Origin of the sequence: Pseudomonas syringae pv. tomato str. DC3000 (assembly GCF_000007805.1) — a bacterium.
In the GTDB taxonomy this organism is placed as follows: Bacteria; Pseudomonadota; Gammaproteobacteria; order Pseudomonadales; family Pseudomonadaceae; genus Aquipseudomonas; species Aquipseudomonas avellanae.
This window is the reverse complement of sequence record NC_004578.1, coordinates 3815784-3829955: the sequence shown is the minus strand read 5'-3', so window position 1 is coordinate 3829955 and position 14172 is coordinate 3815784. Positions and strand designations below refer to the sequence as shown.

General features: G+C 55.2%; 13 protein-coding genes. 10 read left to right on the top strand and 3 right to left on the bottom strand.

The features are described 5' to 3' along the window. Window positions 1–175: 175 nt before the first annotated feature. From PSPTO_RS17510 to PSPTO_RS17500, 3 genes are all read left to right on the top strand, one after another. Window positions 176–505, top strand: a complete 330-nt coding sequence (locus PSPTO_RS17510) for a DUF1778 domain-containing protein (protein ID WP_005767458.1) — start codon at window positions 176–178, stop codon at window positions 503–505. Next, window positions 462–1034 (top strand): GNAT family N-acetyltransferase, encoded by a 573-nt coding sequence (locus PSPTO_RS17505; RefSeq protein WP_057443158.1) that lies wholly within the window; start codon window positions 462–464, stop codon window positions 1032–1034. Before PSPTO_RS17510 ends, PSPTO_RS17505 begins: the two co-directional genes overlap by 44 nt. A 637-nt stretch (window positions 1035–1671) precedes the next feature. Beyond that, window positions 1672–3852 carry a KAP family NTPase gene (locus tag PSPTO_RS17500; RefSeq protein ID WP_057443156.1) on the top strand — a complete coding sequence of 727 codons (2181 nt, stop codon included), beginning with the start codon at window positions 1672–1674 and terminating at the stop codon, window positions 3850–3852. 61 nt (window positions 3853–3913) lie between these two features. Here the strand turns inward: PSPTO_RS17500 and PSPTO_RS17495 are convergent, their stop codons facing one another. Continuing rightward, window positions 3914–5089, bottom strand: coding sequence for a tyrosine-type recombinase/integrase (locus PSPTO_RS17495; RefSeq protein ID WP_011104519.1), 1176 nt, complete (start codon window positions 5087–5089; stop codon window positions 3914–3916). Between the two features lie 160 nt (window positions 5090–5249). On the opposite strand from PSPTO_RS17495, the gene PSPTO_RS17490 reads away from it, so the two are divergent. From PSPTO_RS17490 to PSPTO_RS17460, 7 genes are all read left to right on the top strand, one after another. Next, window positions 5250–5423: a hypothetical protein gene (locus tag PSPTO_RS17490; protein ID WP_226992638.1), complete on the top strand. Its 174-nt coding sequence runs from the start codon at window positions 5250–5252 to the stop codon at window positions 5421–5423. Between the two features lie 63 nt (window positions 5424–5486). Beyond that, window positions 5487–5795 carry a PepSY domain-containing protein gene (locus PSPTO_RS17485; protein ID WP_005767449.1) on the top strand — a complete coding sequence of 103 codons (309 nt, stop codon included), beginning with the start codon at window positions 5487–5489 and terminating at the stop codon, window positions 5793–5795. Next, window positions 5795–6100 carry a PepSY domain-containing protein gene (locus tag PSPTO_RS17480; protein ID WP_005767446.1) on the top strand — a complete coding sequence of 102 codons (306 nt, stop codon included), beginning with the start codon at window positions 5795–5797 and terminating at the stop codon, window positions 6098–6100. Before PSPTO_RS17485 ends, PSPTO_RS17480 begins: the two co-directional genes overlap by 1 nt. Then, complete coding sequence (locus tag PSPTO_RS17475; protein ID WP_007246025.1) at window positions 6100–6768, top strand: response regulator transcription factor; 669 nt, start codon at window positions 6100–6102, stop codon at window positions 6766–6768. Before PSPTO_RS17480 ends, PSPTO_RS17475 begins: the two co-directional genes overlap by 1 nt. Continuing rightward, window positions 6765–8084 carry an ATP-binding protein gene (locus PSPTO_RS17470; RefSeq protein ID WP_011104518.1) on the top strand — a complete coding sequence of 440 codons (1320 nt, stop codon included), beginning with the start codon at window positions 6765–6767 and terminating at the stop codon, window positions 8082–8084. Before PSPTO_RS17475 ends, PSPTO_RS17470 begins: the two co-directional genes overlap by 4 nt. 126 nt (window positions 8085–8210) lie before the next feature. Next, window positions 8211–9890 (top strand): methyl-accepting chemotaxis protein, encoded by a 1680-nt coding sequence (locus PSPTO_RS17465; RefSeq protein ID WP_011104517.1) that lies wholly within the window; start codon window positions 8211–8213, stop codon window positions 9888–9890. 145 nt (window positions 9891–10035) lie between these two features. Further along, the gene (locus PSPTO_RS17460; protein ID WP_011104516.1) at window positions 10036–11100 is read left to right on the top strand and encodes an AI-2E family transporter; all 1065 of its coding nucleotides are present in this window, start codon (window positions 10036–10038) and stop codon (window positions 11098–11100) included. Window positions 11101–11156: 56 nt separating this feature from the next. On the opposite strand, the gene nuoN is transcribed toward PSPTO_RS17460, so the two are convergent. Both nuoN and nuoM read right to left on the bottom strand, forming a co-directional pair. Further along, a complete protein-coding gene (nuoN, locus tag PSPTO_RS17455) occupies window positions 11157–12626 on the bottom strand; it encodes an NADH-quinone oxidoreductase subunit NuoN (RefSeq protein ID WP_011104515.1) in 1470 nt (489 codons plus the stop codon). Window positions 12627–12633: 7 nt separating this feature from the next. Then, complete coding sequence (nuoM, locus tag PSPTO_RS17450) at window positions 12634–14166, bottom strand: NADH-quinone oxidoreductase subunit M (protein ID WP_005619067.1); 1533 nt, start codon at window positions 14164–14166, stop codon at window positions 12634–12636. Between the last annotated feature and the right edge of the window lie 6 nt (window positions 14167–14172).

The following is a 14172-nucleotide window of genomic DNA, read 5'->3' as shown; positions in this document are numbered from 1 at the left end:
CCGTACAGAAGTGAAAAAACTGAAGCAAAAAAATGGTAACCCAACCCTAAAATATGATGGAAGACAATGTCAGCTATGACGAACCCGTGCCGATGTGATGCGCTAAAGCGCTGTTGGAACAAGTCTTAAACAACCTGAGGGAAAAATCGTAGCACACGTTCAAAAAGGTGAAAATATGACCACTTTAGACGAAAAGTTGAAGCCCAGTAAAACTGCACGTTTGGAAATTAAAACTACTGACTTCGCTAAAGAGTTTATTCGTAAAGCAGCAACCGTTTCAGGTCTAGATATGACAGCTTTCATAATGGCTTCAGCGTTCGAAAAAGCTGAAGTCGTGATGGAAAACCACCGAAGAATTGAGCTTTCTGAGAAGGCTTTTTCTAGGTTACATGAAATCCTCAACGAGGAAGATACCGATGCAACCCCAACCCCAGAGCTACTAAAACTAATGAGAGGGCAACATGGACAACGAGAACACCGAAGTAAATCTAGAGTACAAGATTGACAGCGCGCTACTAGTCAATCTTGATAAGTATCGCTTCCGTAAGTCTTTCGACTGCGGGCTTCCCGTTATCAGCAAGTATTACCATGATAACTTGAAGCGTGCGCTCGTCTCTGAAAACGTAAGCTGCATTGGTGCGTGTTCAGAGTCTGCGGAGCTGATAGGTTTCTGCACGCTGACTTTTTCCGAGCTTGACAAAGCTCGTGTGAAAACCTTCCTCCCCGAAGGTAACATAATGCCGGTGGTGAAGGTCATCAAGCTGGCTATGTTGGGAGTCGACGTAGAATATCAGGGTCTTGGCATAGGTCGAGCCCTCTTGATGACGGCGTTCCAGCGCGTGTTTAAGGTGCATGGAGAGATTCCTGTGAAGGGGATTTTTCTCGACGCTGCTCCTAACGCAGTAGGTTTCTATAACGCATTGGGTTTTCAAGAGCTTGATGAACCTGATGAACACGGAAGCACGCCAATGTTCCTCCACATAAAGTATGTGAAGGCGGCGGTTCAAGCAGCAGCCATGGGCAGCTCTAAATAGCTGTCTAGCTACCTATGTCGCTATCAATGAGTTTTTGTACTAGAAACCCATTGATAGCGAAGCAAGGAAAATTAGATACGTCCCCAGTTTTATAGAACACAGCTAAGAGCTTTTGTATGTGCTGTGTTCATTCTCTCGAATTATAAATTGAATGCCAGTGAAGTGGGGCTGCGTTAGTTGCTGAAAGGCTTAATTAGATCTACTCCTTGGTTCTTTACGCTCCCTACAGCTTTTCCCACCGGATACCATTCAAAGTCATTTGCCGGCCGGCATGCTTTCCTGGCTATGTCCTCTGCTTTCTGAGCTGTTAGCCCAGGCTCGATCCGCTCCCGAGCATCATCCGGCGAAAACACCATCTCTATAACTCTGACGGTAATAAGTTTTTCCTGCAGGAAAGAAGTTTTCCCTTTAGAATTGCCGGTCTGAAGCACACGCCATCAGACATTGGCACGATTCGTGGAGCATGCCTGCTCCGTTGAAGCAGCTCAGCTGGTCTGTGGGGTGTCGGGAGATCGGGCGAAATTGCGCCATCAGCTTTATCGATGCCCTAGTCAATAGTTTGCTAGCTTTCCGGATTGCAAAAAGGCACACAAAGCTCGCGTCTGAATGCACTTGGTCCCAAGGAAGAATTGATTTTATGTCGGAAAATTTAAACCACACCGAGCGTCAAGACCGCGCTATTACAGCGCCTGAATTCGATGCGTTGGGGCGAGCCCCGTTCATATCCAGCCTAGTCAAGACGCTTGTTCACACCGACTACGACACGAGCACAGGTGAGGTGCGCTCGCGACGGGCGACTGGATTCGTGGTAGGTCTTACGGGAGAGTGGGGGTTAGGTAAGTCCAGTGTTTTAAATCTGCTTGAACATGACCTCAAGCAGATGGAGCACGTGGCTGTAGCGACTCTGAACCCTTGGCTCTTCAAAGGCCGAGATGAGGTTGTGGAAGCATATTTCAATGCTTTGCGTGAGGCCCTTGGCTTCAGTTCCAGTGAAAAAGCTCGAAAGCTATTAGTGCATTTGGCGCGGTACAAAGCCTCAATCGAATTTGTGGGCGCTACAACCGCGGTTGTCATTGACTTTGTAGTTGGAACAGGCTCTGCGACAGCGATCTGGAAAAAATGGGTTCTAAAGGTTGTTCGTTTCCTTAGCAAGTCAAGGGGGCTGTCGGCGAACGAAGAGCGGAAGAATCTCGAGGCAAAGCTGGCAGAAGCCAAGATAGCTATTGTGATGCTGATAGACGAACTAGATCGTGTCGAGGATGAGGAAGTCCGAGTAGTTGCCCAGCTTGTAAAAGCGGTAGGGGATATCAAGGGCATTTCTTACCTTGTAGCTTACGATCCCAGTCGTGTGGCTCAGGCATTGGGCAAAGGCAGTACGCCTGAAGAGAAGCAAAAAGCTGGTGAAAGCTATCTTGAGAAAATTATCCAGTTCCCCATCCCACTTCGCCCTTTGTTTATGGACGAGGCCCGCGACCTGCTGCTTCAAGCTATGCGTAATAACGATGTGACAATGCCCGCAGAAAGCCAGTCCTACCAAACTGAAATTCTCAATCAGCTGCTTAGGGTTATTCGTACACCTCGGGAGATCAAACGACTGATTGGAGCGTTTGCCGTGCTGGAGGAAATTGTACGTGGCGAGATCTGTCCGTTTGACGTGCTGGCGTATAGTTGGTTGGTTACCAAGGCTCCAAGTCTCCGAGAGCGTATTGCTGATAACATCGGCCAACTCGTGGATGATCCGAGCGGTGAAGAAATGCTCGCTCGTCAGCGCCAGCGAGCCCTGGCGACCGACAAGGAGCGCACTCTGACTGATATTCTCGGGAGTTCTGCAGTAAGCCATCTTGATATCTTGCAGTTGCTATTTACCCGGTTCAATGCACGGCGCGAGGGATCTGCGGAGTTTTTCAATGGCTATAGGCTTGCCTTGCGTCGAAATCTTATCCGGCTACTTTATCTCGGGAACCCTCCTGGGGATTTCTCAAGAAGGGATATCGAAGTGCTTTGGTCGCTCACCAACGTAGATGAGTTGGAAGCAGAACTAAGGCGTGTTAAAGAAACCGATCGACTTGGTCCTCTGTTAGATCGAGTCGGAGATTTTTCGGCAAGCTTTCCGGAAGCGGGTGATGGCATTTTCTGGTTAGCGCTTGGCCGTGCTCTTGTCAGAGAAAATGATTGGATTAGACGAGAAGAGGTCGAGCGGAGCTTGGTAGACGATGCATGCGCCACTCTCTGGCGAATTGCTCGAGACGGTTCTGAAGGATCCAGACGTTTAAGGCATATAGTGCATGTATTGATTGAAGGGGGAGATCTTTTGATCGTCCCTTGGCTGTTAAGGAAACATCTCTTCGCTCATGGGCTGACTAACCATGGTGATCGAGGTAGAGGGGATTGCATTTTTGAAAAAGACGAAACCATAGCGCTGCGTGATAAGGAACTGCCCAGGTACCACGATGCCGTGGCGGATGGTACTGCGCTGAAGAAACTCCCCGACACAGAACTGATTTTTTGTGTATTGAACAGTAACTACTGGGATTCGAAGCTTAAGGAAGACTTTACATTGCAGCTGGATAGCATAGAAGCGATTGTCTCGTTTGCAGCGTTGATAATGCCGCCTGGCATTATTTGTGATAAGAGCACTCTCGATCTAATGCTTGAGACAGACACCGTCTTGAAAAAGGCCAATGCGCTTCTGCGCCAGAGTGGTATGCCTGAATCTGACTGGTTGGCCTCCGCTGTCCGTCGGCTTCGCACAGTCCTTGCAGGTCGTGATATACATTCAGCAGATACGCTGCGAGATGACTTTGACCAAGAAGAGTGAGCATCCACTGCTGAAGGCGTTGATTGAGAACCTGAGTTGTTCTTTCCAAGTGCTGGAATAATCAGACCACTACGGTGACTAAGTCTGCCCAGTCCTGCATCATCTCGCGCCGCTGCTCTATATAGGTGGCATGGTTGTAGGTGTCTCGGATGATACTCGTATCGGAATGCGCTAGCTGCCGCTCAATCCAGTCGCGGTTGTAACCACGCCCATTCATCTCTGTAGAGAATAAATGCCTGAACCCGTGCGGAGACTGGATTCCGGTCAGGCCAGAAAGCTCTATTACGTTGTTGGCGTAGTTGGTGCTGACCGGCTTTGTCGGATCGCTGCGATGCACAAAAATGTACTCAAGGTGCCCGGTCAGCGGCAGCATGGTCTTCAGCAGTTCAATCGCTTGGTTGGGCAGTGGCACCACGTGGTCTCGGCGCATCTTCATTTTTCCGGCAGGAATCGTCCAGATGGCATTGTCGAAATCGATCTCCTTCCACATGGCGTGACGCACTTCTCCTGGGCGGGATGCGCAGTAGATCATCATCATGAAGGCGGATTTGTACTGCTGGCCAGCGGAGCAACCCAGAATAGTGGAGATCGTCTTCGGCAACTCGCTAAACGGCAAGAACGGAAAGTGGCGCTGGAGGGTGATGCGCTCTGTGACGGTATGCATTTCCAGCGTCGGATTGGTATCCACGATGCCCGTGGCGATTGCGTATCGGAATATCTGGCTCAGTCGCTGCCGAGTCTTTACGGCCGTTGTCACGGATCCTCGTTTTTCAATTCGGCGAATCACGCTGACAATTTCAGAGCGAGTGATAGAGTTCATCTGGCGATTACCGAAGGATGGAAGCCAGTCGAGCTCCATTGAATTACTGATAATCCGCAGTGACCCTGGTTTCAGGCTTCCTCTCCGGAATGCCAGCCATTCCTCGTAAACGCGGCGAAGGGTATGTCCCTGAGCATTTATAAGCAGTGCCTTCTTTTCTTTCCTTGATTCGCGGGGATCTATTCCACGCGCTACCTCTTCGCGCGCTTCATCACGCCTAATCCTCGCTTCTTTCAAGCCGATTTCTGGGTATGTGCCCAACGAAATACGAACCTGTTTACCTAGCCAGGTGAAACGGAAATGCCAGCTCTTAATGGCGGTAGGTGCCACGTATAGGCTCAGCCCAAGGGAGTCGGGCAACGTGTACGCTTTGTCTTTTGGCTTAGCTTGTCGTAATGCTGTGTCTGTCAGTGCCACCAGTACATCCTCGGACTGATCCTATGAAATGTACTGAATGATGTACTAATTCGCTTAGGCAGGGAAGGTTGGCAGTGGTACAAGATGGTACACGAAAGCCTTCAAAAGCAGGGGGTTCGGCTTTTTATTGGGATGGGGCGGTCGGGCGCGGGATCTGGCTGTGGAAATTTTGAAGATTTCCACTGTGTATTGCCCCGAAAAAATGGCGATCGCTGACGCGATAAATGCAGGCGTCGAGTCTAACAGCAAAGACCTGAAACGCCATGCAGGGCCTGGACCTAATGACCTTTTTGGCATGTTTTTGATGGCACTCGGCCAGACCGATTCAGCTTGAGTTAAGTTGCACCCGTTAAGGTAAACACCATAGAAGCATCGACCGCTATGGACCCTCCTAACAATGAAAACGCTGACAACCCTGCTTGCGGCCCTGACCATGGTCATGGCTACCTGTGTGACCCAGGCGCGTGGCATCGATCCGCAGGAGGTGTTGCGTCTCAGTGATGCAGGCACGCTGCAGACTAGTGAAAGGCTTGATGCCAAAGCACTGAGCAAGCACCCCGGCGCGAGCATCATCGGTACACAACTCAAGAACATATACGGCAGGTACGTTTACAATGTCGAGCTGCGTGATGCGCAGGATATTGAGTGGGTTCTCGAATTAGACGCCGCCACAGGCCAGGTCTACAGGAATCATCAGGATAACTAATGAAGGTCGACAAGCGTCTCTGTGCCATCCTTGGTCTGAGTCTGGGCTGCTCTTTTGCGTACGCCAGAGACTTGAATCAGGATGAAGCGCTCAGTTTGCGGCAGCGCGGTGTCATTCTTCCGCTCGAGCAGTTCATCGAGCGCGCGTTGAGGCTTCATCCGGGTGCCCGCTTGCTGGAAGCCGAGCTTGAAGAGAAAAACAACATGTACGTTTACGAGTTTGAATTGTTGACCCCGCAAGGCGTGGTCCGCGAGCTTAAATTCGATGCGAGCAGCAGCAAACTGCTGAAAGACGAGGATGATTGATGCGCCTGTTACTGGTTGAAGACCATGTTCCCCTGGCGGATGAGCTGCTGGCTGCGCTGGGACGACAAGGCTATGCGGTCGACTGGCTGGCTGATGGGCGTGATGCTGTCTATCAGGGCGCAAGCGAACCCTACGACCTTATTGTGCTCGACCTGGGCCTGCCAGGCATGCCGGGGCTCGAAGTTCTGCAGCAGTGGCGCGGTAAGGGTCTGGCGACACCGGTGCTGATTTTGACGGCGAGGGGCTCTTGGGCGGAGCGTATCGAAGGCCTGAAAGCCGGTGCCGATGACTACCTGACCAAACCTTTCCACCCTGAAGAGCTGCAATTGCGCATTCAGGCGCTGCTGCGCCGTTCGCATGGCATGGCCAACCAGCCTACGCTGGAGTCTGCCGGACTCAATCTGGACGAAGGGCGCCAGTGCGTCAGTCGCGATGGTACCGACATCCAGCTCACGTCTGCCGAGTTTCGTCTGCTGCGCTACTTCATGCTCCACCCTGGGCAGATCCTCTCCAAAAGCCATCTGTCCGAGCATTTGTACGACGGTGAAAACGAGCGTGACTCCAACGTCATCGAGGTTCACGTCAATCACCTGAGGCGCAAGCTGGGGCGTGCGGTGATCGAGACGCGCCGTGGCCAAGGTTATCTTTACGGTGGAGCCGGGGGTTGAAGTCCATACAAAGGCGGTTGAGCCTGGGCCTGATCGCGGTCATGGTGGTTGTCGGTCTGGTCATGGCGCAGACCAGTCTGTGGCTATTCGAGATGGGTTTGCAGCGCTACCTTGAGTCAGGTTTGCGCAATGAAAGCGAAAACCTGCTGGTCGCCCTGGTGCGGGGCCCTGCCGGACTGCAGCTGGATGACCATCGCTTGTCGGGTGCTTATCAACGCCCGCTGTCCGGCCACTATTTTCGGATGGACTTGCCACAGGGCCACTGGCGCTCCCGTTCGCTGTGGGATTTTGAGCTGCCTCAGCCCGGTGTGGGGTTGCATGCCAACCTTGAGCTCGGCAAGACCGTGCAGTCGCTGTTGATGCTGACCAGCGAGTACCGCAAGTTCGGCAAGCAGATTTCAATCACCGTCGCGCAGGATTACACGCCGGTCCGGGCAAGCTTTCGCCTTATGCAACAGATTGGCCTGGGGCTCGGGCTTGCCGCGTTGATTCTGGTGCTGGTCCTGCAGCGCATCACGGTGCGCAGGGCGCTTCGCCCTCTGGAAACCGTTCGCGAGCAGATTTTCCAGCTCCAGCAGGGCCAGCGTTCGCAACTGGATAATCAGGTACCGCTCGAGCTTGAGCCGCTGGTTGCCCAGATCAACCACTTGCTTGCGCACACCGAAGACAGCCTCAAGCGGTCACGTAATGCACTGGGTAATCTCGGGCACGCCCTGAAGACGCCACTTGCTGTCTTGCTCAGTCTCGCTCTCAGCGGGCAACTGGACGCCAACCCCGCGTTGCGCAAAACCTTGCAGGACCAGCTGGAAAACATTCGTCTGCGTCTGGAGAGAGAGCTCGATCGTGCTCGTCTTTCCGGCGATGCGTTACCCGGCGCCCGTTTTGACTGTGATACCGAACTGCCAGGGCTCTTCTCGACGCTGGGCATGATTCACGGTGCCCATCTCCAGTTGATCAATGATGTCGAGCCCGGTATGTACTTGCCCTGGGACCGTGAAGACATTCTTGAGCTGCTGGGCAACCTGCTGGACAACGCTTGCAAGTGGGCCGATAGCGAGGTGCGTTTGAACATCCTGCGCCAGGAGCAGGGGTTCTGCCTGTTGATTGACGACGACGGCCCCGGTATTCCTGAATCACAACGAGCAGAGGTCTTCAGCCGTGGCGCTCGTCTTGACGAGCAGATCACTGGCCACGGACTCGGTCTGGGGATCGTGCGCGACATCGTTGAGGCCTGGGGTGGTCAACTGCAATTGCTGGAAAGTCCCGTCAGTGGGCTTCGTGTGCGTATTGACCTGCCGGAACGTACCGCTCCTTAAGGTATTCTTTCTGTAATTCTCGGAGCTTTCATACAAAAAAGCAGGAAAGGTCTTAATGTCAGGCTGACGGTGCCGATAGCTTGACAGGCACCGCTGACTTATAAAAATAACCACAAGGCCAATCCTATGCGTCTGAGTCTGAAAGCCAAGGTTTTGTCACTGGCAGTCCTGCCGGTTCTGGTGTTTGCGCTGGTGATCAGCGCCACGACGGTATTCATGTTGCACAAGCAGGCCGAGCGTGAGGTCAGCGATACACGAGAGCGGCTGCTGTCCGAGGCCAAGGCAACTCTGCAGAACTACGTCGCAATTGCCATGACCGCTATCAAGCCACTCTACGATGCAGCAGCGCCCGGCGATGAAGCGGCGCGTGCCAACGCCATCAAGCTGCTCTCTGCTGTCAGTTACGGCAAGGACGGTTACCTCTTCGGCTACGACTCACAGGTCGTGCGCATCTTTCGAAGCACCAGTCCTGATGGCCTGGGTAAAAGCTTCGTCGATGCTCGGGATGCGAACGGGGTTTATATCAACCGTGAGTTGGTCGCAGTCGGTAAGGCCGGCACTCACTACGTGATGTATTCCTCGGCTTTGCCGGGCAAGACCGAACCTGTGCCCAAGATCGGTTACACCGATTACCTGCCTAAATGGGACCTGGTTATCGGTTCTGCCGTCAATCTCGACGGCATTGATGCTCAGGTTGCCGCAGTCAGGCAGAACGTTGAAGCACGCCTGCAAGAGATGCTCTACAGCATTCTGGGGATCACCGCGCTGGTGCTGGTCGTCATTGGCATCATAGGGATGTTGCTGACCGGTACTTTGCTACGGCCGCTCGGTTTGATGAAAAACAATCTGGATGACATCGCCGCAGGTGAGGGTGACCTCACCCGACGTCTGGCCATTAGCAGTAACGACGAGTTGGGCGATCTGGCCGGTTCGTTCAACCGCTTCGTCGACAAGATTCATGGCATGGTGCGCCAGATAACCGAGATGACCGGGCAACTAAACGGTCTGGTGGGTGAGGTCTCGGCGCAGGCGCAACGCTCGGAAACCGCCATGGACCGCCAGCGCCACGAAACCGATCAGGTGGCGACCGCGATCAACGAGATGTCGGCTGCTGCCCAGGAAGTTGCCAAGAGCGCTCAAGGCGCTTCGGTAGCCGCTCAACAGACCGATGAGCAGGGACGTGCCGCCAAGCGCGTGGTCGATGGCAGCATCAAGCAGATCCATGCGCTGGTGGACGATATTCGCAAAAGCGGCTCGTCACTTGATGTGCTGCAAAAGGACGTTTCTTCTATCGTCAGCGTACTGGGCGTCATTCGCTCGATTGCCGAACAGACCAATCTGCTTGCACTCAACGCGGCCATTGAGGCCGCCAGGGCGGGCGAAGCCGGTCGCGGGTTTGCCGTGGTTGCCGATGAGGTGAGGGCGCTGGCCAGCCGGACCCAGCAGAGCACCCAGGAAATCCAGGGCATGATCGATCGCTTGCAACAGGGCACTCAGGAAGCGGTCAGCGCAATGCGCCGTTCCAGCGAAGCGGGTGACGGCACCTCCGCGCAAGCCAACGAGGCGGGCACTTCGCTGGGGACCATTGGCGAGTTGATCGCGACGATCAATGCCATGAACGCCCAGATTGCCAGCGCAGCCGAAGAGCAGACTGCGGTAGCCGAAGAAATCAATCGCAGCGTTCATCAGATCGCCGGCGCAGTCGAAAGTGTGGCCGATGAAACCCGGCAGAGCGCGCAGACCTCGCGCAGTCTTGCCGAACTGGGCTCGCGCCTTGACCGGCTGGTCGGACAGTTCCGCGTTTGACGCGGTTTTGACTGGGGCGCAAAGCATTTCTGCCCCTTTTTTGCAGATGCCGTCACATTGCCTTCATCGGATGGCACTCGCACGTTGATGTGCTGACTAAGCTCTAGACCGGGCGCGATGCGCGGTCTACTGACATGGACAGGACATGAACGAAACCACGTTGCAATACAAAACCCTCATTCTGCTTTTAGTGCTGGTGAGCATCGCCTTCATATGGATTCTGTTGCCGTTTTACGGCGCAGTGTTCTGGGCAGTCATCCTTGGAATCATCTTTGCGCCGGTGCAGCGCAGGTTGCAGATCAAGTTCAACTGGCCACGCAATCTCACCTCGCTGTGCACCCTGACGATCTGTCTGGTCATCGCGATTCTGCCGGTGATCGTCATCAGTGCGTTACTGGTCCAGGAAGGCACCACGCTGTACAAGAACGTCGAAACCGGGCAACTGGACATCGCTGGTTATCTGGCCGAGTTCAAGAACCTGTTGCCACACTCCATTCAGGCGTTGCTTGACCGCTTGGGCATGGGTGACCTTGAAGGTCTGCGCGACAAGATCACCAAAGGGGCCATGCAGGGCAGCCAGTACCTGGCAACTCAAGCGTTCAGCTTCGGGCAGGGTACGTTCGATTTCGTGGTGAGCGTGTTCATCATGCTGTACCTGCTGTACTTCTTCCTGCGCGATGGGCAGGAGCTGGTGCGCAAGATCCGTACTGCTTTCCCGTTGGGCGAGCAGCAGAAGCGTCGTCTTCAGCTCAAGTTCACCCGAGTGGTGCGGGCCACCGTCAAAGGCAACGTAGTGGTTGCCGTGACGCAAGGTGCGCTGGGCGGCTTCATCTTCTGGGCGCTGGATATTCCAAGTGCTTTGCTCTGGGCGGTGATCATGGCTTTCCTGTCCCTGTTGCCGGCAGTCGGTGCAGGGATTGTCTGGGCGCCGGTGGCTCTTTACTTCCTGCTCAGCGGCATGATCTGGCAGGGCGTGGTACTGGGATTGTTCGGGGTGTTCGTGATCGGCCTGGTGGATAACGTGCTGCGTCCGATTCTGGTCGGCAAGGACACCAAGATGCCGGACTATCTGATCCTCATTTCCACCTTGGGCGGCATGTCGGTCTTTGGCCTGAACGGCTTTCTGATCGGCCCTCTGATCGCTGCACTGTTCATTTCCAGTTGGGGATTGTTCAGCGGCGCCAAGAAACCGGTGAAGCTGCCGGGCTAGTTTTCCAGAGGCAAAAAAAACCCTGCTCAATGGCAGGGTTTTTTGTTTCTGGATGATCAGCCTGCTGCGTGCAGACCGGCATTGACCACCAGATCGAGCAGCGGTTGTGGATACACACCCAGTACGAAGGTGAGGATCGCGACCGCCAGCAGCATGACGCCGCCAGTGCGCTGTGCCCAGTTGATCGCTGCGTCGTGACGCGGCAACTTGTTGTCGACCAGGTACATGGTGACCATGACGCGCAGGTAGTAGAAGACGCCAATGGCGCTGCCGATCACCAGGGCTCCGATCAGCCACCACAGTTGTGATTCAACGCCGGTGGCAATGATGTAGAACTTGCCGATGAAGCCTGCAGTGAGCGGAATACCGGCCAGCGACAGCATCATCAGGGTCATGACTGCGGTCAGGTACGGACGACGCCAGAACAGCCCGCGGTATTCGAACATCGCATCGGCATCACGTCCGCTGTAAGGCGAAGACATCATGGTAATCACGCCGAAGCTGCCCAGCGAGGTCAGCACGTAGGTCGCCAGATAGACGCCAATCGCCTCGACTGCCATGCCTTTGCTGGCCACCAGCGCAATCATCAGGTAACCGAAGTGTGCAATGGACGAATAACCCAGCAGACGCTTGAGGTTGGTCTGGGTCAGCGCCAGCAGGTTGCCGACCAGAATCGATGCCACGGCAATCACCGCCATCACGTCGTGCAATACACCACTGCTGGCCGCCGGAGAAATCTGGAACAGACGCACCAGTACCGCAAACACGGCCACCTTGCTCGCAGTGGCCAGGAACGCTGCGACCGGAGCAGGGGCGCCTTCGTAGACGTCTGGTGTCCACAGGTGGAACGGCACCAGCGACAATTTGAAGGCGAGGCCGACAACCATCATGCCCAGACCGACCGTGGCAATCGGGCTTGGCATGCCGGTAGCAGCGATGGCCTTGCCGATACCCTCAAAGCTCAGAGAACCTGCTTCTGCGTACAACAACGCCATGCCGAACAGCAGAAATGCCGAGCCAGCGGCCGACAGCACCATGTATTTGATGCCGCCTTCCAGAGAGCGCTTGTTGAAGAAAGCATAAGCCACCAGCCCGTAGACCGGCACCGACAGCAACTCCAGGCCAATGAACAGGCCAGCCAGATGCTGAGCGCTGACCAGCACCAGACCGCCGGCGGCGGCCAGCAGGATCAGCAGATAAAGCTCTTCGCGGTTGCCCGGATAGCCAACCTTGCCATCACCCAGGTAGGCGTGCGCCATGGTCACGCAGGCCAGCGTCGAGGCCAGAATGATCGCCATGTACAGGCAGGCGAAGTTGTCGATGTGCAGCAGCGGTGTCACCACCAGCGGTGCAACTTTGAGGGCCGGGTAAATCGACAGAAGAGCCAGGTTGAGGCCTGCTACTGAAAGCAGGAACGTTTGCGAGTGATTGCGGCGCCATGCAATCGCCAGCATCACCACAACAACGGTGAGGCTGGTAATCAGCAGTGGCGCAAGCGCAATAAAGTGTTGAATCGTCAGGTCCATAGCGCTCTTACCGGGCCGAAGCGAGTTGAGTGAAGGCAGTGCCTAGCCATTGCTGCACGCCGTGCATGGTCGCTGCCGAAGTGTCGAGGAACGGCTGCGGGAAAACCCCCAACACGACCAGCAACACGGCAAGGCCCAGCACCATGATCATTTCCCGTCCGTCCATGCCTTTCAGAACTTCGTCGGACTTTGCCGGGCCGAAGTAGGCGCGGTGGATCATGATCAGCGAGTAGACAGAACCGAACACCAGACCGGAGGTGGCAATCGCCGTGATCCAGGGCGCGCTGGCGAAGCTGCCCAGCAGAATCAGGAACTCGCCGACGAAGTTGCCGGTGCCCGGCAGACCCAGAGAGGCGGCTGCAAAGAACAGGCTGATGGCCGGGATGTAGGCAATGCGTGACCACAGGCCGCCCATTTCGCGCATGTCACGGGTATGCAGGCGCTCGTAGAGCTGGCCGCTGAGGATGAACAGTGCGGCGGCCGACAGACCGTGAGCAATCATCTGGATCAGCACGCCTTGCAGCGCTTGCTGGCTGCCGGAGTAGATACCGATCAGTACAAAGCCCATGTGCGACACGCTGGAGAACGCAATCAGACGCTTTATATCGGTCTGCGCGAAAGCCAGGAATGCACCATAGAAGATACCGACCAGACCCAGTGCCATCGCAATTGGCGCAAACTCGGCCGACGCGTTCGGGAACAACGGCAACGCGAAACGCAGCAGGCCGTAGGCAGCGGTCTTCAGCAGAATACCCGCAAGGTCAACGGAGCCGGCAGTAGGTGCCTGAGCATGCGCATCCGGCAGCCAGGAGTGCAGCGGTACGACCGGCAGCTTGACCGCGAAGGCAATGAAGAAGCCCAGCATCAGGATGTATTCAGTACCAGGCGCCAGTTTGGTCTTCAGCAGGTCGGCGTAGGCAAAGGTGATCACGCCGGTCTGGTTAAAGTGCACCAGTACCAGACCCAGAATCGCCACCAGCATGATCAGGCCGCTGGCCTGAGTGAAGATGAAGAACTTGGTCGCTGCGTAGATACGTGTCTTTTTGCCGTCCGAGGAGCTATGACCCCAGAGCGCGATGAGGAAATACATCGGCACCAGCATCATTTCCCAGAAGAAGAAGAACATGAACAGGTCGATGGCCAGGAACACGCCAACGACGCCACCCAGAATCCACATCAGGTTAAGGTGGAAAAAACCCACCTTGCGCTGGATTTCCTTCCACGAGCATAGCACCGACAACACGCCGAGCAGGCCGGTCAGCAGGATCATCAACAGCGACAGGCCATCGAGTGCCAGATGCACGTCGATACCGAAGCGGGTGATCCATGGGTGGTGAAATTCCAGCGCCCAGGTCGGATCGGCACCGGGCACCGGCGCGTAACCGAAATTACCGGTAGCCCACAGCCACAGGCCGAGGGCCAGTTCAAGGGTCATTGTCAGCAGCGCGATCCAGCGTGGCAGGGTAGAGCCGAAGCGCTCACCCAGCCAGCACAGCAGGCCGCCGATAAAGGGGATCAGGATTAGCCAAGGCAGAATCATGACGGG

Excerpts from the sequence above, each read along its gene's own strand:
- PSPTO_RS17510 (WP_005767458.1), top strand. The coding sequence starts at position 176 with ATGACCACTTTAGACGAAAAGTTGAAGCCCAGTAAAACTGCACGTTTG.
- PSPTO_RS17505 (WP_057443158.1), top strand. The coding sequence starts at position 462 with ATGGACAACGAGAACACCGAAGTAAATCTAGAGTACAAGATTGACAGC.
- PSPTO_RS17500 (WP_057443156.1), top strand. The coding sequence starts at position 1,672 with ATGTCGGAAAATTTAAACCACACCGAGCGTCAAGACCGCGCTATTACA.
- PSPTO_RS17485 (WP_005767449.1), top strand. The coding sequence starts at position 5,487 with ATGAAAACGCTGACAACCCTGCTTGCGGCCCTGACCATGGTCATGGCT.
- PSPTO_RS17480 (WP_005767446.1), top strand. The coding sequence starts at position 5,795 with ATGAAGGTCGACAAGCGTCTCTGTGCCATCCTTGGTCTGAGTCTGGGC.
- PSPTO_RS17475 (WP_007246025.1), top strand. The coding sequence starts at position 6,100 with ATGCGCCTGTTACTGGTTGAAGACCATGTTCCCCTGGCGGATGAGCTG.
- PSPTO_RS17465 (WP_011104517.1), top strand. The coding sequence starts at position 8,211 with ATGCGTCTGAGTCTGAAAGCCAAGGTTTTGTCACTGGCAGTCCTGCCG.
- PSPTO_RS17460 (WP_011104516.1), top strand. The coding sequence starts at position 10,036 with ATGAACGAAACCACGTTGCAATACAAAACCCTCATTCTGCTTTTAGTG.
- nuoN (WP_011104515.1), bottom strand. The coding sequence starts at position 12,626 with ATGGACCTGACGATTCAACACTTTATTGCGCTTGCGCCACTGCTGATT.
- nuoM (WP_005619067.1), bottom strand. The coding sequence starts at position 14,166 with ATGATTCTGCCTTGGCTAATCCTGATCCCCTTTATCGGCGGCCTGCTG.